The sequence below is a fragment of the Pseudomonas sp. 4CAES_32.4 genome, from assembly GCF_058136335.1.
Window position 1 is genome coordinate 2,521,852 of sequence record NZ_CM176882.1, and the last position, 25,742, is coordinate 2,547,593.

Below are 25,742 nucleotides of genomic sequence, written 5' to 3' on the forward strand. Positions count from 1 at the left end.
TTTTGCTGCCCGCTGTAAACGCCTTGTCGGCAATTGCCGCCATAATGCCGACCTCTTTACACACGGTTGGCAGACGGTCGTTATGGATAACCTGGGTTTTGGCAAAGTCCTGCTGGTGGAAGACGATGAGCGTCTGGCGGCGTTGATCGCGCACTTCCTCGCACAACACGGTTACGCGGTGCGCACGGTGCATCGCGGGGATCTGGCGGTGGCAGCTTTTCTGGAGTTCCAGCCGAAAGTGGTGGTGCTCGACCTGATGTTGCCGGGGCAGAGCGGTTTGCAGGTGTGCCGCGAGATTCGCAGTGTGTCGGACACGCCCATCGTGATTCTCACGGCCAAGGAGGACGACCTCGACCACATTCTGGGTCTGGAATCCGGGGCCGATGACTATGTGATCAAACCGATCAAACCGCCGGTGTTGCTGGCCCGATTGCGTGCGTTGCAACGCCGCCAGGTGCCGGACAGCAGCGTGGTAAGCATTCTTGAATTCGGAAACCTGAAGATCGACCGCAGTTGCCGCGAAGTGCGTCTGGCCGGGGAGGTCATCGAAATGACCACCATGGAATTCGAGCTGCTGTGGTTGCTGGCGAGTGCGGCGGGCAGCGTCCTGTCGCGTGATGAGATCCTTAACCGTATGCGCGGCATTGCCTTCGACGGGCTCAATCGCAGCGTCGACGTGTACATCAGCAAGTTGCGCAACAAACTCAAGGACAATCCCCGCGAGCCGGTGTGCATCAAGACTGTGTGGGGCAAGGGTTATCTGTTCAATCCGTTCGCGTGGGAGTTGTAGATGCTGCGGTTATTTTTCGGCCTGTTTCTGGTGATGACGGTCGGCTTGGTGTTGGCGCTGCAGACGGTCGAGCGCACGTTCGATGCGTTGCTCGATTACCAGCAGCGCGATTACAACCGTGAAGCGGTGCGCGGTCAGGCGTGGACATTGACGCAACAACTGCGCGACCTCGACGGTGCGGTGCGGGAACAACAGCTCGCCTCGATCCGCCCGCACTACGGCTTGGGCCTGACGCTGGTTGATAGCGCTCAACTGAACCTCAGCGATGCGGAAAAATCCGAGCTGGCCCAAGGGCTGCTGGTGATCCGCGACAAGTACACCCAGTACATTTCCGCGATTGACGACGGCCCGCAACTGCTGAGCATTCGCTTGCCGGCCGAACCGAGTCTGATGCCGTTCTACATCGTCGGTGCGTATTTGATGATTGCCGTGGTGATCGGAATCGTCCTGTTCTTCTGGGTGCGTCCGCACTGGCGCGATCTGGAAAAGCTACGGCTGGCGGCGGAGCGCTTTGGCGATAACGATCTGTCGGCGCGCATTCAGTTGTCCAAGCGCTCGAACATCCGCGACCTGGCTGAACACTTCAACCTGATGGCGGCGCGCATCGAAGGCTTGATTGCCAATCAGCGCGAACTGACCAACGCCGTGTCCCATGAACTGCGCACGCCGATTGCGCGGCTGTCGTTCGAACTCGATCAGCTCAAGCAGCAGCCGGATGCGAGCCAGAGTCGTGAACTGATTGCTGACATGTACGCCGATCTTGGCGAGCTCGAAGAGATGGTGTCCGAGCTGCTGACCTACGCCAGTCTTGAGCGCGGCGCGACGGTGATCAAACGCGAAAACATTCAGGCCGCCAATTGGCTCGACAGCGTGGTCGGCAGCGTGGCGCTGGAGGCGGAAGCGGCGGGCGTGCAGTTGTTGATCGGCGATTGCCGGCTCGACACGGTGCGCATCGAACCACGCTTCATGGCGCGGGCGGTGATCAATCTGTTGCGTAACGCGATTCGCTACGCCGAGCAGCGGGTAGAAGTGACGCTGGTGCGCAACGGCGATTATTACCAGGTGCAGGTCAACGATGATGGGCCGGGCGTACCGGTCGATGGGCGGGAGAAGATTTTCGAGCCGTTTTCGCGACTGGATGCCAGCCGTGATCGGCGTACCGGTGGCTTTGGTTTGGGGCTGGCACTGGTGCGGCGGGTGTCGCAGTCCCATGGCGGGCAGGTTGAAGTGGGTGATTCGCCTTGGGGCGGGGCGTCGTTTCGGATGACTTGGGCGCATCTGGATTGATGAGGGTGTCGGTGCTGGCTCTATCGCTAGCAGGGCTAGCTCCCACAGTGTTTTGCGGTGTTCACAGAACCTGTGGGAGCTAGCCCTGCTAGCGATGAGGCCATCAAAACCACTGCAGTTTCCTGCCTAACGAACCAGTCCGAGGCGCTCATGCCACTGGGCAATGGACTCTTCGGGATACACATCAAACTGCTGATCTTTGGCTTTCGCCTCCACCTCAACCCACGGCGCTTTTGAGCCAAGCATCAAATGGGTGTGCTCCGGCGGTACTGGCAGCGGGGTGTCAATGGCTGAGGCGAACGGGTGGATCAGCTCTGGCCATTGCGGGCTGAACAGCCACAAACCGCTGCCGCACAGGGCACAGAAGTGTCGTTCGGCGCTGCTGCGGTGGGCGCGTTTGTCGCCTGCTTCTTTCATCTTGGCGTGGTAGATCGTGATGTTCTTGCGCCCCTGAACCTTGAGCGTGGTCGCGTCGCCGCCGAGGTTGATCGCATAACCGCCACCGCCCTGGGTCTTGCGGCAGATCGAGCAATAGCAGCGTTGATACGGGTAGGGGTGGGCGCTGGTCAGGGTGAATGTCACGGCGCCGCAGTGGCAGGAGCCTTCGAGGTGCATGGGGGCCTCCGGTTGGCTGATTGGGTTCGGTTCAGCCTAGAAGATTTGCGGTGAATATGCTGACCCCATCGCTAGCAGGGCTAGCTCCCACAGGGGTTGGTGTCGAACGCAGAATCTTCATTCCACACAAAACCTGTGGGAGCCAGCCCTGCTGGCGATGGCGGCGGGTCAGTCGATGAAGATGTTGGATGTGCTGGCCCCATCGCTGGCAAGCCAGCTCCCACAGGGGTTGGTGCCGAACACAGAATCTTCATTCCACACAAAACCTGTGGGAGCCAGCCCTGCTGGCGATGGCGGCGGGTCAGTCGATGAAGATGTTGGATGTGCTGACGCCATCACTAGCAGGGCTAGCTTCCACAGGGGTTGGTGCCGGACACAGGATCTTCATTCCACACAAAATCTGTGGGAGCCAGCCCTGCTGGCGATGGCGGCGGGTCAGTCGATGAAGATGTTGGATGTGCTGGCGCCATCGCTAGCAGGGCTAGCTCCCACAGGGGTTGGTGTCGAACGCAGAATCTTCATTCCACACAAAATCTGTGGGAGCCAGCCCTGCTTGCGATGGCGGCGGGTCAGTCGATGAAGATGTTGGATGTGCTGGCGCCATCGCTAGCAGGGCTAGCTCCCACAGGGGTGGGGGGCGGACACAGAATCTTCATTCCACACAAAATCTGTGGGAGCCAGCCCTGCTGGCGATGGCGGCGGGTCAGTCGATGAAGATGTTGGATGTGCTGGCCCCATCGCTGGCAAGCCAGCTCCCACAAGGATTTATGTCGCTCACAGATCTTGTAATCAACACCTAACCTTGTGGGAGCTGGCTTGCCAGCGATGAACGATAACGCGGTGCTACTGGACGCCCACCGCCCATGCGGTCAGCATGTCCGGCTAAAAACAGGGATCAACACCCATGCGCCGATTACCCTCACTGGCCGCCCTCAGAACCTTCGAATGCGCCGCCCGTCACGCGCATTTCGGCCGTGCTGCCGCCGAATTGTGCGTCACCGACAGTGCCGTCAGCCATCAGATCCGCCAGCTCGAAGAACAACTCGGCGTTTCGCTGTTCATCCGCGAGGGCCGGCAGATCCGTCCGACCATCGCCGCCGGGCGCCTGATGCAAAGCCTGCAACAGGCCTTCGAACTGATCGGCGATGCCTGCGACGAACTGCGCGATCCGTCCTCGCTGGCCGTGCTCAGGCTCGCCGTCACCGCCGAACTGGCGCAGAAGTGGCTGATGAGTCGCCTCAGCGATTTCTACGCGCGCTACCCGCACATCACGCTGCACCTTTACGAACAGCCGATCGATGCGAGCGCGCCGGGCGAGGACATCGACCTCGCCATCACCTACGGCACCGGCCCGGTCGACAGCAGCGCCTATTTCGTCCGGCCGTTGCCGGCGCTGCAATTCTTCCCGGTGTGCAGCCCCGGCCTGTTCAACCAAGGCACGCTGAAAACCCCAAAGGACCTGGCCCGCCATTGCCTGCTGCACGACGATCAGGATGGCAAGACCTGGACCGCGTGGCTGACCAGCCATGCCGGCGATCAACGCCCCGAGCGCCAATTGTATTTCGCCCATGCCGGGCTGGCGCTGGAAGCCGCCGCGCAAGGGCAGGGCGTAGCGATGGGCGACAACCTCACCGCGCAGGAAGACTTGCAGAGTGGTCGTCTGGTGCGGCCATTCACCTCCAGCATGACCGCGCTCGGCCAATACGCGTTGGTCTGCGAACGCGTGCGCATGGAGCGCCCGGCGGTGGCGCAGATGCTCGAATGGTTCAACGATCAACTGGCCGATTGATGAATTTAATTCAACTGTTCCGCAATAATCATCGTTGGCTGGCCTGCCGCCGCTGACCGTAGCCTGTGGTCATTCCCATCCCCAAGACGAGGTTTGACCATGGCACGTTCGCTCGACTCCACCCCAAAACAAGACGGCTTCCGTCTGCCCGGCGAATTCGAAACCAAGTCCGGCTGCTGGCTCGGCTGGCCGGAGCGCACCGATGTCTGGCGCAACGGCGCCAAGCCTGCGCAGAAAGTCTGGGTGCAGATCGTCACCGCCATTTCCCACAGCGAACCGGTCACCGTGTGCGCCTCCGCCGCACAATTCGCCACCGCCCGCCGTCAATTGCCGCCGCAAGTGCGCGTGGTGGAAATGACCTGCAACGACACTTGGTTTCGTGACAGCGGCCCATGCTTCGTGGTCAACGACCAGAGCGGTGAAGTGCGCGGCGTCGACTTCGAGTTCAACGCCTACGGCGGCCTCGACGGCGGCTTGTACTACCCGTGGGACAAAGATGATCAGATCGCCAGCAAGATCCTCGAAATCGAACGTTTCGACCGCTATCGTGCACCGTTGATTGCCGAACTCGGCGGCATCCAGAGCGACGGCCAGGGCAGCATCCTCACCACCGAACAATGCCTGCTCAATCGCAATCGCAACCAGCATCTGGGCAAGGACGAAGTCACCCGCCGCCTGACTGATTACCTCGGTGCCGAACAAGTGATCTGGCTGCCACGTGGCTGCAAGTTCGACGAAACCGACGGCCATGTCGACGATCTCGCCTGCTTCGTGCGTCCCGGCGAAGTGGTGCTGCAATGGACCGACAACCGCGACGATCCGCAGTGGGAAATCTATCAGGAGGCCTACGACATTCTGCGCAGCACCCGCGACAGCCGTGGTCGCGAGCTGATCGTGCACAAACTGCCGCAACCCGACGTGCTCGAATGGACCGCCGAAGAAGCCGACGGCCTCGATCAGCAGGACAGCACTCACACCCGTCAGGCCGGCACGAAAATCTGCGCCTCGTACATCAACTATTACGCCGGCAACAGCTCGATCGTCGTGCCGCTGTTCGGTGATCGCAACGACAAGGTCGCCATGGCGACGCTGGCCGAACTGTTCCCGCAGCACAAGATCGTCGGCATCGAAAACTCCCGGGAAATCCTTCTCGGCGGCGGCAACGTCGCATGCATCACCATGCCGCAATACGCCGGCCTGAAAAAAGGAGCCTGAGCATGCGCCTGCACAAACTGACTCAAGCGTTGTTGCTGGTGCTTGCACCCTTGTGTGTGCAGGCCGCCGACAGCGCGAAACCGGTGGTGAATCTGTACATCTGGGGCGAGTACCTGGCCCCGGATACCTTGAAGAATTTCGAGGCGAAAACCGGCATTCATGTGGTCGCCGACCACTTTGATTCACTGGAAACCGTCGAGACCAAACTGCTCACCGGTCGCAGCGGCTACGACCTGGTGCTGACCGCCGGCCAGCACCTGTCGCGGGCCATCGAAAGCGGTGCGATCCAACCGCTGGACAAGGCCCGTGTGCCGCACTTTGCCGGGGTCGGCGAAGAGTTCCGGCAGCACATGGCGGTGTTCGATCCGGGCAATCGCTACGCCGGCATCTACGCTTGGGGCACCACCGGAGTGGGCTATCAGGAAGAAGCGATCAAGCAGCGCCTGCCGGATGCGCCGAGGGACAGTTGGGCGATGCTGTTCGACCCGGCGGTGGTGTCGAAATTTGCCGATTGCGGCGTGAGCCTGCTCAACGATCCCAACGAAGTGTTTGCCGCCGTGATGAAGTACATGGGCCTGGACATAAACCGGCAGAACCTCGACGACCTGAAACTCGCCGAGCAGCAATTGGCGAAGATCCGCCCGTATATCCGCTACTTCGATAACGACCTGAACATCAGTGACCTGGCCAATGGCAATACCTGCGTGGCAATGTCGTGGAACGGCAACGTGGCGATTGCCGCCGGTCAGGCCGAGGCGGCCAACAAACCGTTTAAATTGAGCTACCGGATTCCCAAGGAAGGCACGTTGATCTGGTTCGACGCCATGGTCGTGCCCAAGGACGCACCGCATCCGCAGGCGGGTCTGGCGTTGATGGATTACCTGATGACGCCCGAGGTCATTGCGCCAATCACCGACACCATTCACTACGCCAATGCGATCACGGCGGCGGATGGCTTGGTTGACGCGTCGATTCGCAATGATCCGGGGACGTATCCGTCGGCACAGGTGCGGGCTTCGCTGTACAGCAAGAACGACAATGGCAAGGCCTTCAACCGCGCGTTGATCCGGGCCTTCAGTCGGTTGAAATCAGGTTTGTGAGCGTCTGCGGGGAAGTATTTTGAATTGGTTCCGCTGCGCGGGCAGATCAGGCCGGTGGTATTTTTTCCGCCGCTGGGTCTCTCGCTGCAGGGGCCGATTCAAGTTCCATTCAAGGACGAATGATCCATGGGAAACAAAACCCCCGGTAAAACCACCGGCACTGTCGATGTTCACACCCACCCCGGATCGCCGGACGCTGTTCCGACGCTGCGCCCCGACGGCCCGCCACCCCTGATGGCGGACTCGCACTTGCTGCGTACGCCGGATTCCGTCGGTGCGCCCCGCGTGGCGGATGGCACCGTTCCTGAGACGGCCGCGCCAGCCGTGGAAATTGGCGATGTCACAGCAGCTACCCCGCCCGCTGTTGCCGCGCCGCCGAAAGGGCGGCCGCTGAGGTATTACCGGATTCCCGCCGGCATCCACCTGCCGGATGTCGATGCACAGGGATTCAGGGTGTTTCAGGGGCGGCAGTTTGCCGAAGTGCAGGAGGGCGGCTACGTCCAGGTTGGCATTGATGCCGAGACCGGCCTGTTACGTGCCCGACTCGCCCGTGAGTCGACGCCGTCGGGCCCGGTATTGATACGCAGCCAGGACAGTCGACTGTGGCGCGCGCTGGAAGAGTCCGATACCCAGGTCTATCGCACCGCCGCCGAAGCGGGCACCGACACCCGCCATCCCAAAGAGCGGGAAATGGAGACGGATCACATCGACGAAAGGTTTTTCATGGCCTCCGAATCGATGCCATTCGTGCCTTATTCACCCCATGAACTGGCGTTCATGCGGCAGGTGTCGGGCCACTCGTTCCGCGACAATCAATTGGGTACTTACAACCGCGCCAACAATGGCCGTTATCCCTTGCGCGACAGCCAGGGCCGGCCGATCCGCATTCGCAAGATCGAGTCCACGGTCAGGTCGCACTCCGGGATGACCTACAAGGCCGCCGCCATCAAGCCCTACATCAAGTTCGAAGGCTATGACGAGGTCGCCAGGCTTTACGAAGACAAGCTCGAGGTCCGCCATTTCACCGAGGCCGACGCCAAAGTGCCGCAGGAGCGCACGATGATCGGGCAGATGATGGTGGCGGCCAACCAACGACTGGCCAAGGGTGAAGCGTTGGGCGTATATGGCGGCACGGTCATGCCGGTGAAGTACATTCGCCGTGAAGAGCAGACTTTCACCATGTTTGTCGGCCAGACCTTCCGTTACGGCGTGGGCAAGCTCATCCCCGAAACGATGGTGATCGTCGGTGACAACGCCACCTCGAGAATCAACTCCAACTTCGAATATGACGCCACGGGCAAGCCAATCCGCCAATCGCACGCGGGTTTCAACGTCGAGACCGTGGCGTTCAATGTCGAAGCGCAGCTGATGATCGGTGACACGCCGACGCTCAAGCCCTACGTGCTGACCGCACTGTTTGCCACGGAGGACATTCCGGCGGGCACGGAGCTGCGCATGGATTACGACTATTCCGATCAGGAGATGGGCTGGGTATTTCCGTGAAGGATCGAGCGCGTGGCCCGTTCAGCGCATCCGCCACAGATACCACGCGGCAACAGTGCGGAACGGGCGCCACGCCAGGCCGAGGTCGATCATCTGTTTGCGCGTTGGCTGCACTTCCAGGCCTTTGAGACGTCGATAACCCTCGCGCACGCCAAAGTCGTCCGCGGGCAGAATGTCCATGCGTTCCAGGCTGTAGATCAGCAGCATTTCGACGGTCCAGCGGCCGACGCCGCGCAGGCTGATCATGCGCTCGATCAGCGCTTCGTCATCCATGGCCAGCGCCGTGGCGTAATCCGGCACCACGCCATCCAGCGTGGCTTGGGCAATGCCTTGAATGGTCGCGATCTTGCCGGCGGAAAAACCGCAGCTGCGCAGGCGCTCGAAATCGCTCGCGACGATCTGTTCGGGGCGCGGAAACGATTGACCGGGAAACAATCCGACCAGCCGCCCGACAATCGCATCGCCGGCCTTGGCATGCAGCTGTTGATAGGCAATCGCCCGCACCAGCGACTCGTAAGGATCGCGGGCCGGGTGGGGCTGGTGCAGGCACGGGCCGACCGCGCTGATGTGGCGCTGCCAATCGTCATCGAGTGCGGCCAGGTATTCGCTGGCCGCTTGATAGCGTGCGGACATGCTATTTCAACAGGCCGTTGATATCGCCGTAGCTGAACGCCTTGAGGTCATGGGTATCGAGTTTGCCGGTGGCGAGAAAGCTCTTCACCAGCCCGCCCATCGCGCCATACAGGAATTCGGCGATACCGGAACCGGCGCTCAGGCGACGCACGCCCAGAGCCTGCAGTTCTGCTGGCGACGGCAGGCAGTCGAAGCCGAGGACATTGACCGGCAGCGAGGTGCCTTTGCAGATGGCTTCGATTTCGTAAGCGGAGGTCACACCCGCCGCGAACAAGCCATCCGTGCCGGCGGCCTGATACAGCGCAGCGCGGTGCAGGGTTTCGGCGACGCGATCTTCGGCAGGCACCAGCCCGCGCAGGTAAACGTCGGTGCGTGCGTTGATGAACAGTTTCACCTCGCGTTTGCTGGCGACGTTGCGAGCCACTTCGATCTTGCGTGCCAGCAGCTCGGGATCGGCAGAGCCGTCCTCGATGTTGATGCCCACAGCACCGGCGGCAATCACCGCATCCAGCACTTCGGCGACGCGGCCAAGGTCATCGGAGTAGCCAGCCTCGATGTCCACGGTCAACGGCACGCTGATCACTCGGGCGATGGATTCCACGGTGGAAATCAGCCGTTCGAGGGGCAGGGTGTTGCCGTCGCGGTAGCCGTGGGCCCATGCCACTGCCGCGCTACTGGTGGCGACGGCGGCACCGCCGAGGTGTTCAACCAACCGCGCACCCGTGGCGTCGGCAACGTTGGTCAGAATCAACAAACCTTGTTGATGCAACTGGTGAAACCGAGAATCGAGCGTGCTCATCGAAATTCCTTCTTGTGGATTATCGCTTGCGTCAGAAAGCCAGTGATTGCGTGAGCTGCACTGCGGCGTTTTCCAATCGCAGCAGAAATGCTTTGCGCGGCTGTCCACCACCATAGCCGGTCAGCGAGCCATCGGCGCCGATCACCCGATGACACGGCACCACAATCGCCAGACGGTTTTGCCCGTTGGCCAGTCCTACCGCGCGACTGGCGGCCGGTTTCCCCAGACCTGCCGCGAGCGCGCCGTAGGTGCTGGTATGGCCGTAGGGGATTTGTAACAACGCTGACCAGACTTGCCGGGCGAATTCGCTGCCAGGCAGGTGCAGCGGCACAGTGAACTCGCTGAGGGTGCCGGCGAAATACGCTGTCAGTTGCTGTTCGATCTGTTGCAAATGCGCGTTGTGTCCCGGCGCGACCACATAGCCGTGGCGGTTCTGCAGTTCTTCGACCTCGCGGGTCAACGCCGGTCGGTCGAGAAACTCCAGCAGCACCAGACCCCGGCGTTCAGCCATGGCAATCATCGGCCCCAGCGGTGTGGTCAACCGGGTGAACAGCAGCGGTTCGCTCTGCGCGGCACGCCCCGGCGTTATATGAAACGACTTCTGAAAGGCATCACGAAAACCACTGAGGGATTCATAGCCGGAATCGAACGCGGCGTGATCGATCGACGTGCCTTGCTTGATCCCGCCCAGCGCCATGCCGAGGCGCCGGGTGCGCAGCCAGGCATGGAAGGTCATGCCGAAATGCTGTTTGAACCAGCGCCGCAGTTTCAGTGGTTCGATGCCCTCGGCGAGCAACTGCGCATCGCTCCAGCGCATGTCCGGATCGGCATCGACGGCGTTGAGCAGCCGCTGCACCCAATCCGGGGCGATGGCCGCTGCGTCCAGCGGTTTGCAGCGCAGGCAGGCGCGATAACCGGCGGACAGGCATTCATCGGCATGGGCGAAGAATTCGACGTTCTCCGGTTTCGGCTTGCGCGCGGTGCAACTGGGGCGGCAGAAGATCCCGGTGGTTTTCACCGCCGTGAAGAACACGCCTTCATAGGCAGTGTCGCGTTCGAGCATGGCGCGCACCATCTCGGCGTGTGGGGGCAGGACAACGGTTGGTATGTTCATGGCTTGAGGTTAAAACCAGTTTCTCGATGGCTCCACCGAAAAATCGACAGTGAATTTTTTCCGATTTGCAGCACAATCACCAGGTCGCTGAATTCAGGGAGGCAAGCCCATGCAACCGTTCACCGTTCAACACATCGATCACATTGTCCTGCGCGTCAACGACCTGCAGCGCAGCATCGAGTTCTATGGCGAGGTGTTCGGCGCCGAAGTGGTCAAACTCAACGAACCGCTGGGGCTGGTGCACCTGCGCGCGGGCACGTCGCTGATCGATCTGGTCGACCTGCAAGGCGAACTCGGCCGAAAGGGCGGCGGTGCAGCGGGGGCCGAGCGGCGCAATGTCGATCACTTCTGCCTGCGCATCGAACCGTTCGACGAAGAGGCGCTGATCCAGCACCTGCAAGGCTTCGGCCTCAGCGTCGACAAAGCCGCGACCCGCTTCGGCGCCGAGGGCAACGGTTTGTCGCTGTACTGCTTCGACCCGGACGGCAATCAGGTCGAACTCAAAGGCCCGAGCGCTGCGTAGTGCTTACGCCCGCTTGGCCAACAACAACACTGAAGCCGCTGCCGATAACAGCCCCGCGCAGCAGCGGTTGAAGATCCGTTTGCCGCGCGGCTCGGCGAACCAGCGGCGCATATGCAGGCCCATCCAGGCATAGGCGCTGATGGCGATCCATTCCAGCAGCAGGAACAGCGTACCGAGTACGGCGAACTGGGCCGGCACCGGGCGTGCCGGATCGACGAATTGCGGCAGAAACGCAGTAAACAACAGAATCGCTTTCGGGTTGCCCGCCGCGACCAGAAACTCCTGCCGCGCCAAGGCAAAGAAACCCACCGCTGTGCTGTTTGCCTGTTGCTCGGCCGCCGTGTCGGCGCGCCACAATTGCCACGCCAGGTACAGCAAATACGCCGCGCCAATGACCTTGATCGCATGGAACAGCCATTCCGAGGTCTGCAACACCACCGATAAGCCGGCGCCGGCCAGCGCAATCATCCCGGCAAACGCCAGAATCCGCCCGATACCAGCGGCACAGGCGCGTTGAAAACCGTAGCGGGTGGCGTTGCTCACCGACAGCAGGTTATTCGGGCCGGGGGCCATGTTCAGGGCGAAGCAGGCCGGGAGAAATATCGACAGGGCAGCGAGATCCATGGTGCGGGCTCCAAAAGCACAGAGCGTATTTTTAACACGACAACCCAGCGGTTTGACCCATACAGTCAGGCGGCGCTGTCGCGGTACAGCGGCGGTCAATTCGCGTAGAACTTTTTTGATATCACGCAACTCAGAAGCTGTCATTGGGCAGAAAAAGCTAACTGCCCGGTCAGTACCGATTCTTGCCGTGATAAATTTGTCCCGGTACTACCGACCCCGACTGGCCCCAGGCGGCCCCACCAAGAGCGATTTACATGCAAGCAAAGGCCCGTGAAGTTTATGTGCCACCGGTGCTGCAAGATCTGCGAGCCGGCACTGCCGAACTGCACATCGCACTGGAAAAACGCCTTCCTTTTTTCTCCGATTCCCTGGATACCCCCGCGTTCGCCCGGCTGATGCAGGCCTATTTCGGCTTTTACCAGCCGCTGGAACAGGCGTTGCTCAACAGTCCGATCCCCGCCGATTTTGATCTGATGCCGCGTCTGAAAACCGCCACGTTGCGCCTCGACCTGCAAGCGCTAGGCCTCTCGGGCGAAGCGCTGCAAGAGCTGCCGATCTGCGCGCAGTTACCCGAAATCGACAGCGCCGCCGCGAGCCTCGGCGTGCTCTATGTGCTCGAAGGCGCGACCCTCGGCGGGCAGATCCTGCGCCGCGAAATTGCTTCTCGCCTGGCGCTGGATGCCGACAACGGCGCCGCGTTTCTCGATGTCTACGGCGCCAGCACGGGCCGCCGCTGGCGCGACTTCATCGAATACCTGAGCAGCCGCCCGCTGGACGCCGCCGAACGTGCGGCCGTCGTTATCGCAGCGCAAACCACATTCAGTTGTTTCGAGCGCTGGCTCGAAAGCCGGGAGGTACTGGCATGACTCCGCAAGACCAACAAGCCTTTGAAGAACTGCTGGCCAACTGTGCCGACGAGCCGATCCGCTTCCCCGGCGCGATTCAGCCGCACGGTTTGCTGTTGACCCTGAGCGAACCAGCGCTGGAAATTATTCAGGTCAGCGCCAACGTTGAAACCTTGCTCGCCCGCACGCCGGACACCTTGATCGGCCAGCCGTTGCACGCGTTGATGGGCGCGGAACAGGCGGCGCAAATCCAGCAAGCGCTGCAACAGCCGTCGCTCGCGGACAATGCGCCGCTGCGGTTGCAACTCAACGGCACCGCGTTCGAAGGTCTGCTGCATCGCCATCAAGGCGTGCTGATTCTCGAGCTGGAAATCCACGTCGAGAACTTCCAGCCGCGCAACGTTGCCGGCAATCAGACCCATCTGGGGCGCATGCTCCAGCGTCTGCAAGCGGCCACTTCGCTGCAGGCGCTGTACGACATCAGCGTCAAGGAAATCCAGGCGATGACCGGTTACGACCGGGTGCTGATCTACCGTTTCGAAGAGGAGGGTCACGGTCAGGTTATCGCTGAGGCGTCCGATCCATCGATGGAAGTGTTCAACGGCTTGTTTTTCCCGGCTTCAGACATTCCGGAACAGGCCCGCGAGCTGTACCGCACCAACTGGCTGCGGATCATCCCCAACGCCGATTACCAGCCAGTGCCGCTGGTGCCGAAGTTGCGCCCGGATACTCAAACGCCGCTGGACCTGAGTTTCGCCACCCTGCGCAGCGTGTCGCCGATTCACTGCCAGTACATGAAGAACATGGGCGTGCTGTCATCAATGAGCATCTCGTTGCTCAAGGGCGACAAACTCTGGGGCTTGATCAGTTGCGGAAATCGTCAGCCGCTGCACGTGCCGCATGAGTTGCGCATGGCCTGCCAGACCATCGGCCAGGTGCTGTCGTTGCAGATCAGCGCGATGGAAGCGCTGGAACTGAGCCGCCAGCGAGAGGAAAAAGTCGACGCGCTGGCGCTGCTCAATCAGGCGATGATCGATTCCCCGCAAAATGTGTTCGACGGCCTCGCCGGACAACCCGAAGTGCTGATGGCGCTGACCCGTGCCGGTGGCATCGCGATCATCGAAGACAAACAATTGCACCGCTTTGGCAACTGTCCCGCGCCGGAACAGATTCGTGCGCTGCACAAGTGGTTGCAGGACAGCGGCGAGGCAGTGTTCGCCAGTCATCATCTGGCCAGTGTCTATCCGCCGGCCGCCGATTTTCAGCAAGTGGCCAGCGGCGTGCTCGCCATGAGCTTGCCCAAACCGGTGGAGAACGGCGTGCTGTGGTTCCGCCCCGAGGTCAAAGAGAACATCAACTGGAGCGGCGACCCGCGCAAACCGCTGGACCTGGAAAACTCCGACGCCGGCCTGCGGTTGCGTCCGCGCACCTCGTTCGAAATCTGGAAAGTCGAGATGGCGGGGATCTCCACCAAGTGGAGCCACGGCGACCTGTTCGCGGCCAACGATCTGCGCCGCTCGGCGCTGGAAAACGATCTGGCGCGCCAGGTGCGGCGCGAGCAGGAAGCGGTGCGCGCCCGTGACGAGTTGGTGGCAGTGGTCTCCCACGACTTGCGCAACCCGATGACGGTGATTTCGATGCTGTGCGGCATGATGCAGAAGGCCTTCAGCTCGGATGGCCCGCACACCTCGCGGCGAATCTCCACGGCCATCGACACCATGCAGCAAGCGGCGGGGCGCATGAACACGCTGCTGGAAGACTTGCTCGACACCTCGAAAATCGACGCCGGGCGCTACACCATCACCCCGCAGAAACTCGATGTCAGCCAGATGTTTGAGGAGGCGCAAGCACTGCTCGCACCGCTGGCGCTGGACAAGGACATCAGCATTTCCTTTGATGCCGACCCCGACCTGCGCATCCATGCCGACCCCGAGCGGCTGTTTCAGGTGCTGTCGAATCTCGTCGGTAACGCAATCAAGTTCACCCCGCGCCTGGGCACCGTCGGTGTGCATGCGACGTCGGTCGGTGATGACATCGTCTTCACCGTAAGAGACAGCGGCGAAGGCATTCCCAAGGAAAACCTGCCCCACGTGTTCGACCGTTACTGGACGGTGAAGGAAGGCAATCCAACGGGTTCTGGATTGGGTTTGTACATCACCCAAGGCATCGTCGAAGCCCACGGCGGGCGGATCGTCGCCGAAAGCGAACCGGGGCAGGGCAGCGAGTTCCGCTTCACCGTACCGCGCCTGGACTGACCTCAAGCCTCACAGGGATTTGTGGGGTGACTGAGATTGATGGCATTCCACAGAAACTGTGGGAGCCAGCCCTGCTGGCGATGGCGGTGGGTCAGGTGATGAAGATGTCGGCTGTGCTGGGGTAATCGCTAGCAGGGCTAGCTCCCACAGGGGGTTGTGGGGTGACTGAGATTGATGGCATTCCACAGAATCTGTGGAAGCCAGCCCTGCTGGCGATGGCGGTGGGTCAGTTGATGAAGATGTCGGCTGTGCTGGCGGAATCGCTAGCAGGGCTAGCTCCCACAGGGGGGTTGTGGGGTGACTGAGATTGATGGCATTCCACAAAAATGTAGGAGCCAGCCCTGCTGGTGATGGCGGTGGGTCAGGTGATGAAGATGTTGGCTGTGCTGGCGAAATCGCTAGCAGGGCTAGCTCCCACAGGGATTTGTGGGGTGACTGAATTGATGGCATTCCACAAAAGTGTGGGAGCCAGCCCTGCTGGTGATGGCGGTGGGTCAGGTGATGAAGATGTCGGCTGTGCTGGCGAAATCGCTAGCAGGGCTAGCTCCCACAGGATTCGCGTTCAAACGGGGCACTTCGCAACCACTGAAATCCCTGTGGGAGCTGGCTTGCCAGCGATGAGGCCAGCACTTGCAACATTCCTGTTGCCTGAGCCACCGCTATCGCTGGCAAGCCAGCTCCCACACTGATCAGCAGTGTTTCCAGTTTTTCTGACCAACCACAGACCCCTGTGGGAGCGAGCCTGCTCGCGAAAGCGGTCAATCATTCACTGAGATGTTGATTGCCTGTCCTCAGGGGCATTTTCTTCAATACCGATGAACCGGCGCTGGTTACCGTGGGCGCCTTGTTCCTCGATTTGAAGCAGGTGTGCAATGAGTCTGATTGTTTCGATGGCGGCGTTTGCTCTGGCAGCGTCGATCACGCCGGGGCCGGTGAATATCGTGGCGTTGAGTTCGGGGGCGCAGTTCGGTTTTCGGGCCAGTCAGCGGCATGTCGCCGGGGCGACGCTGGGCTTTGTGTTGTTGCTGGTGTTGATGGGATTGGGACTGCACGAAGTGCTCAAGTTCTGGCCGTTCATGACGCGCGTGGTGCAACTGGCCGGGGTGACGTTCCTGTTGTTCATGGCGTGGAAACTGGCCACGGATGACGGGCAGTTGAACGCCGCTGATTCAGCGCGCGCGCCTTCGATGCTGTACGGCGCGGTGATGCAATGGCTCAACCCGAAAGCCTGGCTGGCCTGCGTGGCGGGCATGGGCGCGTTTGTCGCTGATGGCGAGACGCGGCTGGTTTGGCAGTTTGCGGCGGTGTATCTGGTGATCTGCTATCTGTCGGTGGCGTGCTGGGTGTACGCCGGGACGTTTTTACGCGGATACCTCGGTAATGCGTCGGGGATGCGCGCATTCAATCGGCTGATGGCGGGGTTGTTGACGGTGAGTGCAGGCTATCTGCTGATTGCCTGAGCCCGGCAGCAACCCGTACGGCGAAAGGTACGGGTTGCTTGGCTCCAGGTGTTAAACGGTCAAGCCATGCCGCTCAACAGATTGAATACATGTTTGGGGACAGGTTGAAAGCGGCCTTCACGCAGTTGGCTGATTGAGAACAACGCACTGGCAGTGCGGCCGTTGCCGTCGCCGAATCCCTGAAAACCGACAACGGTTGCCAGCAAATGCTTATCAAAATGGGGATGAGCGATATCCAGCGTCTTCAAGTGCTGCTCCATCAATGCAAAACCGGTGATGCTGCTACCGTACCTGGTCGGCGCCCCCGCTTCGCGAATCGAGTCTGCGAGATCAGGTACCAGGCGACGGTGAATTTCCTTGATGACGCTCGGATCAACCAACGATTTCTGGTTACCCGCATATTCGCGCAGGAGGCCCACGACGTTGTCGAAATCATTACCGCTGGACGTCGAACCGTTCAGCATCCAGGCACCGGCCCTTTGTGCGTGATCGGTGAAACCCGTGGGGTTGAATAGGGCTTCCGGCATCAGGTCAGTGTAAGGCGCGCGGCCCAGATCCTGTTTCAGAACCCTCTGCTGGTAATCCTTCAAGTACGCGACTTTTTTCGTTTCGATCTGAGAAACCACACCCAGAATCTCCGAATAATCCTGCGCCGCTGTGGTGAAACGTCCGTCGCTAAAACGCACCGGCCTGGACTTGATGTAAGTCGTCAGCAGTTGATCCAGTGCGGAAGTGTCAATCAACTTTTCCAGCGCCTGCACTGCCTGAAGATCAAGGGCATTGTGCTTGACCGCGTTCCCGTACAAATGCCCGAGTTCCAGTTCACTCACGCCCTTGGGCAAGACAATTTTTTTCTCGCTCAGGCGCGCCACAACCTGCTGAATGGAAGTGATGCTGTCATCCTGGAACAGCGCTCGAGCGTGATCCAGCGCATCCAGCGACATGCGAATGCGCGGGGCTTCACCGGTATGGTTCAGTGCCTTGAGCAGGTCGTAGCTGCTGGAACCGGTAATGCTGCGCAATTGATGTCGGGCCGCACGGGCCACCGAACTGCCCCCACGCCACACCAGCTTGCTGGCACCCTTGAGCAACTGGCCGCTGCCACTCAGAGGATTGAACAGACTGACCACGGTCGAGGCAACCACCCGCGAACCCGACAGCAATCGAGTAAACACATGGCTGGACTTGCTGACACTGGCGGCGATGCTTCCGGGCAGGAACGCAATGGTCATGGCAATGACGGCAACGTCCATCAAACAACCCGTCAGGGCACCCTGGCGTTTGTCCGGATCACTCGAAGACAGTTCCTGAACGCAGCCCTTGAACGGGATCACTATGTTCAGAAAAATGTCCTGGAAGCGTTCATACGTGGCATCACGGCTTTCACGCTCCGTGCGGTCGATGCCGATTTCCTGCAGTTCCGCGACGGTGAGGTGAGGGCATTTCCCGGCGATCGACCGCGCAATGGCCTCCTTGTGCGGGGAGCGAAAGTAGCGGTTCGGATAACCCGGAATCTTTTCGTGACTGCGCGGCGAAAACGCTTCCATCTTTTCCACGTAAATGTCTGAAGTCCTGCCTGCTTCAGCGACGTTGTTCTGCAGGAAGGCAGCGATATCAACGGGTGCGTTGGCGATGATCCCACTGTCGTTGAACCTGATCGGTTCAGCTGATACCAGCGAAGCAAAGTGCGCTTCAAGTGGCGAGTTGCGTTTGCATTCGAGACGAAGTGGAAACAGTTCATAACAACGAATATTCAAACCGTTGGCCGCGCAGAGAATAAAACCGAATCGGCCACTTTCGCCGTTGACTGGCCTCAGTTCTTCACGCACGTCGCGGCCTTCATTAATGAAATGTGTCTGGACTTTCTTTATGCGATAGATGGCCAGTGCAGCGTGTTCGATCAATAGCGCATCTTCGATAGGCAGTTGGGAAAGTGCCACGACCATGTTGTTTTCCAGTGCTTCAGTCATGGCGAGGTGGTACTGGCTGACTTTATCCTCGTAAACAGCATTGATGTCGGGCAGGTCGATCAGCGCCGGGAACTTTTCATGAACGCTTCCTTGATGGGTCCACAGTCCATCGGACAGTCGGCGCTCCATATAAAGGTCAACTAACGCGGTGGGCGGGAAGGGCGACTGATGGAATTGCATCTGCGGATCAATGCCCGGGACCCGTGCGCTCAGCGCCTCCCGTGCCAGGGTTTTGCGGTGGGGGGCAGGGGTGCTGAGTATCTTGGCCGCATCAAGGGTCAGTTGGGTATAACGCTGATATTCCTCGACTGCCAGGGTCACGGTCTCCTGGTCGAGGCTGCCTTCGGCATTGCGCGAGATGATCTGGTTCATCAAGGCCCAAGTGACGATCGGGTCGCCAGCGTTGACGCTGTGTATGGCCGCCAGTTGCGGGGCGCTTTGCACAGACTGGCCCAGTCCCAGCACATGCGGGTAGGTCATTTGCCGAGTGACACCGGGTGCAAGCCCTTCGGCAAAGTGCACGGCCTGCGTGGCGACCACCCAGGCCGGCGTGCCCAACAGCAGGTCGGTCGGCCAGTCGGCAAACAGATATTCCGGCGCCATGCCAGCCAGTACTATTTCCGCGAGCAACGGAGCGAGGACCCTGTTGACGTTGGAGAAACCGCTCAGATGCGCTTCAAGGCGTTCGCGCACATACGCCGGGCTGCGCCGCAGGAAGTGCGATGAGTACAGGTCAAATCCGGCAAAAGAAGTGCTCGTGCTGTCGATGGCCGGATCAAGGTCGAGCAACATCGCCGCAATCACCAGTTGCTCGATGACCTCGGGAGACTCATCGGCCTGCCAGCCCAGCGCGTTGAGGTAGGCATCCGCGTAGTCTGTGCCATGTTCAATAAGCCTCTGTACAAGATAACTGCGGCTTTGAAACAGACCGTCCGGCGAACCGCCTTCACTGATCAGGCCTTCGCCAAACTGATTGGCCAGAACACCGTCACCGAACAGCGCCCGTGTCGTTTGCCGAATCGTCCTGCGCACCTGCTCCGTCAATGCCAAAGGTGAATCTTCGGGGGCGTCCAGCAGTTGCCAGTAATTTCCAAACCGGGGTGGTTCGGGCAAGGTCGCGAAGTTGAGCAGATCCAGCAACGCCCGCGTGTCTTGTTCATTGCTCGGGTGCGGCAGCTCGTTGAAACGCAGCCATTGGCCGATGGTGATCTTGTCGCCGGTGATGATCCAGCCACCCGTCAATCCGGCCATGGTCGCCAGCAGATTCACGTCTTCCTGAGGGCTGGCAACCCCGGCAATTTGAGCCGTGATGTCATGGGGCAGGAAAAAAGACGTGGTTAGATGCCCCTCCGTGATGCCGTTGTTGTAGGAGTAAAAAACACTCCCGCTGGCATCCACCAGAAAAGTCGATTCTTCGGGAATTGCCCGCAATCTGCGAACTTCCTTGAAGGCTTGTTCTTTTACCATCCGTGACAGACAAAGTTTCGCCGCGTGTTGCAGTTGCTCAAGGCTCGATCCGCCGATGCAACTGACGGCAATCCTGTCCCATGCCCAGCCCAGATCCGCCATCGCACTGCTGTTATTCAAATAGTCGGTGATGGCCATCACGACCGCTTCTTTTTGACGCTGATCGGGCGAATGATATTGCTCAGTGAAAGTCTGCATGGCGAATACTTCAATCCTTGAATAATTAAGTGGCAATTGTTCTGTTCAGCGCTTATGAAGGGCGGTGATTCGGCGCAACTTAATTGAACGGCGATTGGAGTGTCGGGAGGGTGTGTTGCTGTTTGTTTTGATTGGCAGGTGTGGGGCGGTAAAGCGCAGGTTTTCAATGCTGCAATGGCAAAGGTCAGATATGTATCCGGTTATTTGAAAGTTGCTGGTTATTCGTTTTTTTCAACCGCGATATTGTCCGGGTGTTGCCGCCAAGTGCTGTTTGAATACTCGCTGAAAGTGCGCCTGATCGGCAAAGCCAGCTTCAAGTGCAACATCGGCGATCAACTGGCCACTGCGCAAACACTCTCGAGCAAACTGAATGCGCTGATTGATCAAAAAAGCGTGGGGAGTCATGCCGTAATGCTGTTTGAAGGCGCGAATCAAGTAAGACGGGGACAGTTGCGCCGCCGTGCAAATGGCATCGAGGCTGAGCATGGCAGTGCAATGTTCACGAATGAATTCGGCCGCTCGCTCCAGTTTCAGGTTGGGCTCTCGCAGCGGCGTTTGCACCGGGTTCAGGCGCAGTTGCAGGTCACTGAAAAACTCCACCGCCGCGCTGTGTTTACACAACGTATCCTGCTGATCGTCGACCAATATTTCATAAAGCCCCAACAGGTCGCCAAACAGCTTGGGATCTTGCACTTGGGTGGCGCTGAAACGGCGAAATTCAAGCTCGGCACTGAAGCCCAACTGATGCTGTAAATCCGTCAGCCAGGGCGTTTCGACATACAACATCACATACGACCAGGGTTGATCATCAATCGGATTGCACGCATGCACATCGCCCGGATTCATCAGCACCACGGTGCCCGCCGATATTTCGCAGTGCGCCTGCTCGTTCAAGTAAGTGCTGCGCCCGGCGGTGATCGCCCCAATGGAAAAGTGCGCGTGGGAATGCCGGGTATAGCAGACTTCGCGGCCATCGGCGATGGCCCGCGCCTCAATGAAGGGCAGGGCGTCGTCGCGCCAGAAACGCGGGGCTTTCTCAGGATTTTTGGCAGCGGCGTGTTTCATTGTTTTGATTCCCGGCAGACCTGCGCGCCAGTGTATTAGCTCTGGCCGGCAAAGGCCCGTTCGAGTTCGGCGATATCGAGTTTTTTCATCTTGAACATCGCCTGCATCGCTCGTTGCGATTTGCTGGTGTCCGGGTCTTGCATCATGTGCATGAACGCCACCGGGATGATCTGCCACGACACGCCGAACTTGTCCTTGAGCCAGCCGCATTGCTGCGCCTCTACCGGACCGCCTTCCGACAGGTTGCCCCAGAAGTGGTCGACCTCTTCCTGATTCTGGCAATTGACCTGAAACGAAATAGCCTCGCTGAACTTGAACACCGGCCCACCATTGAGCCCGGTGAAAGTCTGGCCGTCGAGCTCGAAACTGACGGTCATCACCGCACCTTCCGGCTGGCCGTGAAATTCCTGACCGACCTTGCTGTAGTGGGTCAGACCGGTGATTTTTCCGTGATCGAAGATCGAGCAGTAGAACTTCGCGGCGGCCTCGGCCTGATCGTCGAACCACAGGCACGGTGTAAGTTTCTGAAAGCGTTGCATGGCAGTCGTCCTCGGCAGGTTAGACACGCTGGACTATCAGCGTAGTCAGTCCTTGGTCGAATGGCGGTGCCGTAGATCGACAAGTGCGCTGGATGGGGCTAGTCGAATTGACTCGTCATGAACGCGGTACAGCCCCCCCATCTCAGCGTTGCCCTGCCACCATCAGCAATGACTGCGGCAGCGAACTTTGCGGATGTTGCGGTTCCTGCAGCGCGATCAACTGGAACCCCGCCATGTCCAGCGCATTGAGCCAGCTCGACAACGTGCGGAAATACCACGGCATCGGCTGCCATTCCCCTTTCAAAGCGGCGAAAGATTCTTCCCGCCAGCCATCCTGATAATCGCCTGCAGCGACGGCCCACGGGTGCAACGTCTGGATGATCAGGGCGCCACCGGGGGCGAGCAAAGCATTCATTGCGCCAAGCAATGGGATGATGTCCTGGTGCAGCAGCGAGAAATTGGCGCAGATCAAGTCGTAGTCGCGGCCGATGTCGACCTCCGCCGCAACCAGCGCTTCATAACGGGCGACATGCACCTGCGCGGCCCCGGCCAGACGCGCCGCGTCGACCAGCGTTGCATCACCGTCAACACCCACTGCATCGATTCCGCGATCCGCCAGCGCCCGCAACAACCAGCCTTCGCCACAACCGAGGTCGAGCACACGTTCGGGTTGACGACCCATGATCGCCAACAGCATCGCCTGATCGGTGACCTGTTGGCGGCTTTCTATAGAGCCGCTGCGGATGGCTTCGATCCAGGCGTCGGCGTTGTGCTGCCAGCTCTGCAGCAGGACGGATTCGGGGGAGGGCATGACAGGGTTCCGGCGGCGAAAAATTCAGTATGGACGTCGAACTGCGGATCGCCACCTGTCGATTCGCAGCGCACGTTCACGTCGGCGTGTTGCCCTAATATTTCCCGGGATTCTTCTGGAAAAAGTCAGTGGAGGTGCGACATGGATCAATTGATCGGCGGCTGCCTGTGCGGCGGTGTCCGTTTCGAAGTGACAGGCCAGCCTTACCGCGTCGGCATCTGCCACTGCCTCGATTGCCGCAAACGCCACGGCGCGCTGTTCCACGCCTCGGCGATATTCCCTGAGGGCGCGTTGAAGGTCACCGGCGAAACCCGCGACTACAACGGCCGATTCTTCTGTCCACGCTGCGGCTCACCGCTGTTCACGCGTTCTGCGGATGAAGTTGAAGTCAACGTCGGATCGCTTGATAAGCCGAACCAGTTCAAACCCACTTACGAACTCTGGACCATACGCCGCGAATCGTGGCTACCGGCGCTGCCACTGGCTCACCATTACCAACGTGACCGCGAAAGCACCGGGCGAACCGAAGAGTAATTGCAGCCCACATCTTCATCGGCTGACCCACCGCCATCGCTGGCAAGCCAGCTCCCACAGGTTCTGTGGAATGCCAACCATCCCAGCCACACCCAAAGCCCCCTGTGGGATATTGTGGGATGCTGACAATCCCGGGCACACCGAAAATCCCTGTGGGAGCTAGCCCTGCTAGCGATTTGGCCAGCACAGCTAACACCTCATCGACCGACCCACCGCCATCGCTGGCAAGCCAGCTCCCACAGGTTCTGTGGAATGCCAACCATCCCAGCCACACCCAAAGCCCCCTGTGGGATATTGTGGGATGCCGACAATCCAGGACACACCGAAAATCCCTGTGGGAGCTAGCCCTGCTAGCGATTTGGCCAGCACAGCCAACATCTCATCGACTGACCCACCGCCATCGCCAGCAGGGCTGGCTCCCACAGGTATTGTGGAATGCCATCAATCCCAGCCATACCCAAGTACCCTGTGGGAGCTAGCCCTGCTAGCGATTTGGCCAGCACAGCCAACATCTCATCGACTGACCCACCGCCATCGCCAGCAGGGCTGGCTCCCACAGGTATTGTGGGATGCCATCAATCCCGGCCACACCCAAAATCCCTGTGGGAGCTAGCCCTGCTAGCGATTTGGCCACCTCAGCCAACACCTCATCGACTGAGCCACCGCCATCGCCAGCAGGGCTGGCTCCCACAAGTATTGTGGGATGCCGACAATCCCGGGCACACCGAAAATCCCTGTGGGAGCTAGCCCTGCTAGCGATTTGGACAGCACAGCCGACATCTCATCGACTGACCCACCGCCATCGCTGGCAAGCCAGCTCCCACAGGTTCTGTGGAATGCCAACCATCCCAGCCACACCCAAAGCCCCCTGTGGGATATTGTGGGATGCCGACAATCCAGGGCACACCGAAAACCCCTGTGGGAGCTAGCCCTGCTAGCGATTTGGCCAGCACAGCCAACACCTCATCGACTGACCCAGCGCCATCGCCAGCAGGGCTGGCTCCCACAATGGGAAGTACACAATGCCTGCAAATTTAGCCGCGAATAAAGGCCAGAAGATCAGCGTTGATGGTGGGCGCCTCCGTCGTTGGCATGCCGTGCGGGAAGCCCGGATAGGACTTCAGCGTGCCATTGGGCAGCAATTTCGCCGACAACGGCCCTGAGTTCGCATACGGCACAATCTGATCATCCTCGCCATGCATCACCAGCACCGGCACGGTGACCTTTTTCAGATCCTCGGTGAAATCCGTCTGCGAGAACGCGACGATCCCGTCGTAATGCGCCTTGGCCCCGCCAATCATGCCCTGACGCCACCAGTTTGCGATGATCCCCTCTGAAGGCGTCGCCCCCGGCCGGTTGTAGCCGTAGAACGGGCCGGTGGGTATATCCCGATAAAACTGCGCGCGATTCGCCGCCAATTGCGCCTGAAAATCATCGAACACCGATTTCGGCAGTCCACCGGGATTGCTCTCGGTCTGCACCATCAGCGGCGGCACCGCACTGATCAGCACGCCTTTGGCGACGTTGTCCTGACCATGCCGGGCGATGTAATGAATCACCTCACCGCCACCGGTCGAGTGACCGACATGCACAACGTTCTTCAGACCCAAATGATTAACCACCGCCAGCGTATCGTCGGCGTAATGGTCCATATCGTGCCCGTCCCAGACCTGACTCGAGCGCCCATGCCCACGGCGATCATGGGCAATCACCCGAAAACCCTTGCCGAGGAAGAACAGCATCTGCGCATCCCAATCGTCCGAGCTGAGCGGCCAGCCGTGGTGGAAGTGGATCACCGGCGCGTCTTTCGGGCCCCAATCCTTGTAGAAGATTTCGACGCCGTCTTTGGTGGTGACAAATCCCATGTTCGCGACTCCAGACCAATGTGATGGATAACCCGCGTGGTAAGCGCGGACCGGTTTTGCTCAGGATGGATTTCTGCTGCGCTGGCTCAGTGCGAGCCGTTATCAACTGTAGGAGCAAAGCCGACATCTGCATGACCGGTGGTCGCAACATCTGGCTTGAAGCGCAAATTAGGCTTTGCTGAAAGGGATAAGCCGAGGCGCGCACAGGCATTGATGGCCGTAGCGACGCCCCTTCAGAACACCGTGAGTCTGAGGAAATTCCCCGATGCTGACCTTGAATATCAATGGTAAGGATCAGGAGCTCGATGTCCCCGCGGACATGCCGTTGCTCTGGGTCCTGCGCGATGTCGCGCACCTGACCGGGACCAAATTCGGCTGTGGCATGGCCCAGTGCGGGGCCTGCACCGTGCACGTTGACGGCGCGCCGTTACGCGCCTGCATCACCCCCGCGACGGCCGTGGCCCACGGCCAGAAAATCCTCACCATCGAAGGCCTGTCCACGGACGGTTCGCACCCGGTGCAGCAAGCTTGGGCCGAACTTGACGTGGTGCAGTGCGGTTACTGCCAATCGGGCCAGATCATGTCCGCCGCCGCGTTGCTGGCGAAAATCCCCAAGCCCACCGACAGCGATATCGATCAGGCGCTCTCCGGCAACATCTGCCGCTGCGGCACCTATCCCCGGATCCGCGCAGCCGTGAAGCGCGCATCGGAAATCGGCTGATTCAATCTGTGGGAGATAGT

22 protein-coding genes are annotated in these 25,742 nt (G+C 60.0%); 12 read left to right on the forward strand and 10 right to left on the reverse strand.

Translation table 11 applies throughout. The features are described from left to right. Nucleotides 1-82 precede the first annotated feature (82 nt). Both AC3Y64_RS11425 and AC3Y64_RS11430 read left to right on the forward strand, forming a co-directional pair. Nucleotides 83-790, forward strand: coding sequence for a winged helix-turn-helix domain-containing protein (locus AC3Y64_RS11425; protein WP_489987517.1), 708 nt, complete (start codon nt 83-85; stop codon nt 788-790). Then, entirely contained in the window at nt 791-2,077 is a 1,287-nt protein-coding gene (locus AC3Y64_RS11430; protein ID WP_489987518.1) for an ATP-binding protein, read from the forward strand. It abuts the gene before it with no gap. 126 nt (nt 2,078-2,203) lie between these two features. Here the strand turns inward: AC3Y64_RS11430 and AC3Y64_RS11435 are convergent, their stop codons facing one another. Continuing rightward, nucleotides 2,204-2,692, reverse strand: a complete 489-nt coding sequence (locus tag AC3Y64_RS11435; protein WP_489987519.1) for a GFA family protein — start codon at nt 2,690-2,692, stop codon at nt 2,204-2,206. A gap of 904 nt (nt 2,693-3,596) precedes the next feature. Here AC3Y64_RS11435 and AC3Y64_RS11440 point away from each other — a divergent pair. The 4 genes from AC3Y64_RS11440 to AC3Y64_RS11455 all read left to right on the forward strand — a co-directional run bounded on the left by AC3Y64_RS11440 (nt 3,597) and on the right by AC3Y64_RS11455 (nt 8,299). After that, entirely contained in the window at nt 3,597-4,481 is an 885-nt protein-coding gene (locus tag AC3Y64_RS11440; protein ID WP_489987520.1) for a LysR substrate-binding domain-containing protein, read from the forward strand. Between the two features lie 99 nt (nt 4,482-4,580). Further along, complete coding sequence (gene aguA / locus AC3Y64_RS11445) at nt 4,581-5,696, forward strand: agmatine deiminase (protein WP_489987521.1); 1,116 nt, start codon at nt 4,581-4,583, stop codon at nt 5,694-5,696. A 2-nt stretch (nt 5,697-5,698) separates the two neighbouring features. Then, entirely contained in the window at nt 5,699-6,796 is a 1,098-nt protein-coding gene (locus AC3Y64_RS11450) for an extracellular solute-binding protein (RefSeq protein ID WP_489987522.1), read from the forward strand. 126 nt (nt 6,797-6,922) lie between these two features. Beyond that, entirely contained in the window at nt 6,923-8,299 is a 1,377-nt protein-coding gene (locus AC3Y64_RS11455; RefSeq protein ID WP_489987523.1) for a hypothetical protein, read from the forward strand. A 21-nt stretch (nt 8,300-8,320) separates the two neighbouring features. Here the strand turns inward: AC3Y64_RS11455 and AC3Y64_RS11460 are convergent, their stop codons facing one another. Genes AC3Y64_RS11460 through AC3Y64_RS11470 form a run of 3 tightly spaced genes read right to left on the reverse strand, consistent with a single transcriptional unit; the run spans nt 8,321 to nt 10,845 of the window. After that, nucleotides 8,321-8,932 (reverse strand): DNA-3-methyladenine glycosylase family protein, encoded by a 612-nt coding sequence (locus tag AC3Y64_RS11460; protein ID WP_489987524.1) that lies wholly within the window; start codon nt 8,930-8,932, stop codon nt 8,321-8,323. A 1-nt stretch (nt 8,933) separates the two neighbouring features. Further along, the gene (locus AC3Y64_RS11465; protein ID WP_489987525.1) at nt 8,934-9,731 is read right to left on the reverse strand and encodes an isocitrate lyase/PEP mutase family protein; all 798 of its coding nucleotides are present in this window, start codon (nt 9,729-9,731) and stop codon (nt 8,934-8,936) included. A 31-nt stretch (nt 9,732-9,762) separates the two neighbouring features. Beyond that, complete coding sequence (locus AC3Y64_RS11470) at nt 9,763-10,845, reverse strand: bifunctional transcriptional activator/DNA repair enzyme AdaA (RefSeq protein WP_489987526.1); 1,083 nt, start codon at nt 10,843-10,845, stop codon at nt 9,763-9,765. Nucleotides 10,846-10,954: 109 nt separating this feature from the next. On the opposite strand from AC3Y64_RS11470, the gene AC3Y64_RS11475 reads away from it, so the two are divergent. Beyond that, the gene (locus AC3Y64_RS11475; RefSeq protein ID WP_489987527.1) at nt 10,955-11,368 is read left to right on the forward strand and encodes a VOC family protein; all 414 of its coding nucleotides are present in this window, start codon (nt 10,955-10,957) and stop codon (nt 11,366-11,368) included. A gap of 3 nt (nt 11,369-11,371) precedes the next feature. Here the strand turns inward: AC3Y64_RS11475 and AC3Y64_RS11480 are convergent, their stop codons facing one another. Further along, nucleotides 11,372-11,992 carry a LysE family translocator gene (locus tag AC3Y64_RS11480; protein ID WP_489987528.1) on the reverse strand — a complete coding sequence of 207 codons (621 nt, stop codon included), beginning with the start codon at nt 11,990-11,992 and terminating at the stop codon, nt 11,372-11,374. A 254-nt stretch (nt 11,993-12,246) separates the two neighbouring features. Between AC3Y64_RS11480 and AC3Y64_RS11485 the strand changes: the two genes are divergently transcribed. The 3 genes from AC3Y64_RS11485 (at nt 12,247) to AC3Y64_RS11495 (ending at nt 16,552) form a co-directional block, all read left to right on the forward strand. Next, nucleotides 12,247-12,858 (forward strand): biliverdin-producing heme oxygenase, encoded by a 612-nt coding sequence (locus tag AC3Y64_RS11485; RefSeq protein WP_489987529.1) that lies wholly within the window; start codon nt 12,247-12,249, stop codon nt 12,856-12,858. Beyond that, nucleotides 12,855-15,092 (forward strand): ATP-binding protein, encoded by a 2,238-nt coding sequence (locus AC3Y64_RS11490; RefSeq protein WP_489987530.1) that lies wholly within the window; start codon nt 12,855-12,857, stop codon nt 15,090-15,092. Before AC3Y64_RS11485 ends, AC3Y64_RS11490 begins: the two co-directional genes overlap by 4 nt. Nucleotides 15,093-15,964: 872 nt before the next feature. Further along, complete coding sequence (locus tag AC3Y64_RS11495; RefSeq protein ID WP_489987531.1) at nt 15,965-16,552, forward strand: LysE family translocator; 588 nt, start codon at nt 15,965-15,967, stop codon at nt 16,550-16,552. A gap of 59 nt (nt 16,553-16,611) precedes the next feature. Here the strand turns inward: AC3Y64_RS11495 and AC3Y64_RS11500 are convergent, their stop codons facing one another. The 4 genes from AC3Y64_RS11500 to AC3Y64_RS11515 form a co-directional block, all read right to left on the reverse strand. Beyond that, the gene (locus AC3Y64_RS11500; protein WP_489987532.1) at nt 16,612-20,187 is read right to left on the reverse strand and encodes a hypothetical protein; all 3,576 of its coding nucleotides are present in this window, start codon (nt 20,185-20,187) and stop codon (nt 16,612-16,614) included. A gap of 231 nt (nt 20,188-20,418) precedes the next feature. Beyond that, nucleotides 20,419-21,252: an AraC family ligand binding domain-containing protein gene (locus AC3Y64_RS11505; protein ID WP_489987533.1), complete on the reverse strand. Its 834-nt coding sequence runs from the start codon at nt 21,250-21,252 to the stop codon at nt 20,419-20,421. Between the two features lie 35 nt (nt 21,253-21,287). Continuing rightward, on the reverse strand, nt 21,288-21,791 hold the full coding sequence (locus AC3Y64_RS11510) for a VOC family protein (RefSeq protein WP_489987534.1): 504 nt from the start codon (nt 21,789-21,791) through the stop codon (nt 21,288-21,290). Between the two features lie 142 nt (nt 21,792-21,933). Continuing rightward, nucleotides 21,934-22,602, reverse strand: coding sequence for a class I SAM-dependent methyltransferase (locus tag AC3Y64_RS11515; protein WP_489987535.1), 669 nt, complete (start codon nt 22,600-22,602; stop codon nt 21,934-21,936). 141 nt (nt 22,603-22,743) lie between these two features. Between AC3Y64_RS11515 and AC3Y64_RS11520 the strand changes: the two genes are divergently transcribed. Further along, complete coding sequence (locus AC3Y64_RS11520) at nt 22,744-23,136, forward strand: GFA family protein (protein WP_489987536.1); 393 nt, start codon at nt 22,744-22,746, stop codon at nt 23,134-23,136. Nucleotides 23,137-24,170: 1,034 nt separating this feature from the next. On the opposite strand, the gene AC3Y64_RS11525 is transcribed toward AC3Y64_RS11520, so the two are convergent. Continuing rightward, the gene (locus tag AC3Y64_RS11525; protein WP_489987537.1) at nt 24,171-25,001 is read right to left on the reverse strand and encodes an alpha/beta fold hydrolase; all 831 of its coding nucleotides are present in this window, start codon (nt 24,999-25,001) and stop codon (nt 24,171-24,173) included. 265 nt (nt 25,002-25,266) lie between these two features. On the opposite strand from AC3Y64_RS11525, the gene AC3Y64_RS11530 reads away from it, so the two are divergent. Next, nucleotides 25,267-25,722 carry a (2Fe-2S)-binding protein gene (locus AC3Y64_RS11530; RefSeq protein WP_003224136.1) on the forward strand — a complete coding sequence of 152 codons (456 nt, stop codon included), beginning with the start codon at nt 25,267-25,269 and terminating at the stop codon, nt 25,720-25,722. Nucleotides 25,723-25,742 lie beyond the last annotated feature (20 nt).

Coding starts and splice junctions, on each gene's coding strand:
- AC3Y64_RS11430 (WP_489987518.1), top strand. CDS start 791: ATGCTGCGGTTATTTTTCGGCCTGTTTCTGGTGATGACGGTCGGCTTG.
- AC3Y64_RS11495 (WP_489987531.1), top strand. CDS start 15,965: ATGAGTCTGATTGTTTCGATGGCGGCGTTTGCTCTGGCAGCGTCGATC.
- AC3Y64_RS11490 (WP_489987530.1), top strand. CDS start 12,855: ATGACTCCGCAAGACCAACAAGCCTTTGAAGAACTGCTGGCCAACTGT.
- AC3Y64_RS11435 (WP_489987519.1), bottom strand. CDS start 2,692: ATGCACCTCGAAGGCTCCTGCCACTGCGGCGCCGTGACATTCACCCTG.
- AC3Y64_RS11460 (WP_489987524.1), bottom strand. CDS start 8,932: ATGTCCGCACGCTATCAAGCGGCCAGCGAATACCTGGCCGCACTCGAT.
- aguA (WP_489987521.1), top strand. CDS start 4,581: ATGGCACGTTCGCTCGACTCCACCCCAAAACAAGACGGCTTCCGTCTG.
- AC3Y64_RS11450 (WP_489987522.1), top strand. CDS start 5,699: ATGCGCCTGCACAAACTGACTCAAGCGTTGTTGCTGGTGCTTGCACCC.
- AC3Y64_RS11425 (WP_489987517.1), top strand. CDS start 83: ATGGATAACCTGGGTTTTGGCAAAGTCCTGCTGGTGGAAGACGATGAG.
- AC3Y64_RS11530 (WP_003224136.1), top strand. CDS start 25,267: ATGCTGACCTTGAATATCAATGGTAAGGATCAGGAGCTCGATGTCCCC.
- AC3Y64_RS11505 (WP_489987533.1), bottom strand. CDS start 21,252: ATGAAACACGCCGCTGCCAAAAATCCTGAGAAAGCCCCGCGTTTCTGG.
- AC3Y64_RS11470 (WP_489987526.1), bottom strand. CDS start 10,845: ATGAACATACCAACCGTTGTCCTGCCCCCACACGCCGAGATGGTGCGC.
- AC3Y64_RS11465 (WP_489987525.1), bottom strand. CDS start 9,731: ATGAGCACGCTCGATTCTCGGTTTCACCAGTTGCATCAACAAGGTTTG.
- AC3Y64_RS11485 (WP_489987529.1), top strand. CDS start 12,247: ATGCAAGCAAAGGCCCGTGAAGTTTATGTGCCACCGGTGCTGCAAGAT.
- AC3Y64_RS11510 (WP_489987534.1), bottom strand. CDS start 21,791: ATGCAACGCTTTCAGAAACTTACACCGTGCCTGTGGTTCGACGATCAG.
- AC3Y64_RS11515 (WP_489987535.1), bottom strand. CDS start 22,602: ATGCCCTCCCCCGAATCCGTCCTGCTGCAGAGCTGGCAGCACAACGCC.
- AC3Y64_RS11440 (WP_489987520.1), top strand. CDS start 3,597: ATGCGCCGATTACCCTCACTGGCCGCCCTCAGAACCTTCGAATGCGCC.
- AC3Y64_RS11480 (WP_489987528.1), bottom strand. CDS start 11,992: ATGGATCTCGCTGCCCTGTCGATATTTCTCCCGGCCTGCTTCGCCCTG.
- AC3Y64_RS11520 (WP_489987536.1), top strand. CDS start 22,744: ATGGATCAATTGATCGGCGGCTGCCTGTGCGGCGGTGTCCGTTTCGAA.
- AC3Y64_RS11500 (WP_489987532.1), bottom strand. CDS start 20,187: ATGCAGACTTTCACTGAGCAATATCATTCGCCCGATCAGCGTCAAAAA.
- AC3Y64_RS11475 (WP_489987527.1), top strand. CDS start 10,955: ATGCAACCGTTCACCGTTCAACACATCGATCACATTGTCCTGCGCGTC.
- AC3Y64_RS11525 (WP_489987537.1), bottom strand. CDS start 25,001: ATGGGATTTGTCACCACCAAAGACGGCGTCGAAATCTTCTACAAGGAT.
- AC3Y64_RS11455 (WP_489987523.1), top strand. CDS start 6,923: ATGGGAAACAAAACCCCCGGTAAAACCACCGGCACTGTCGATGTTCAC.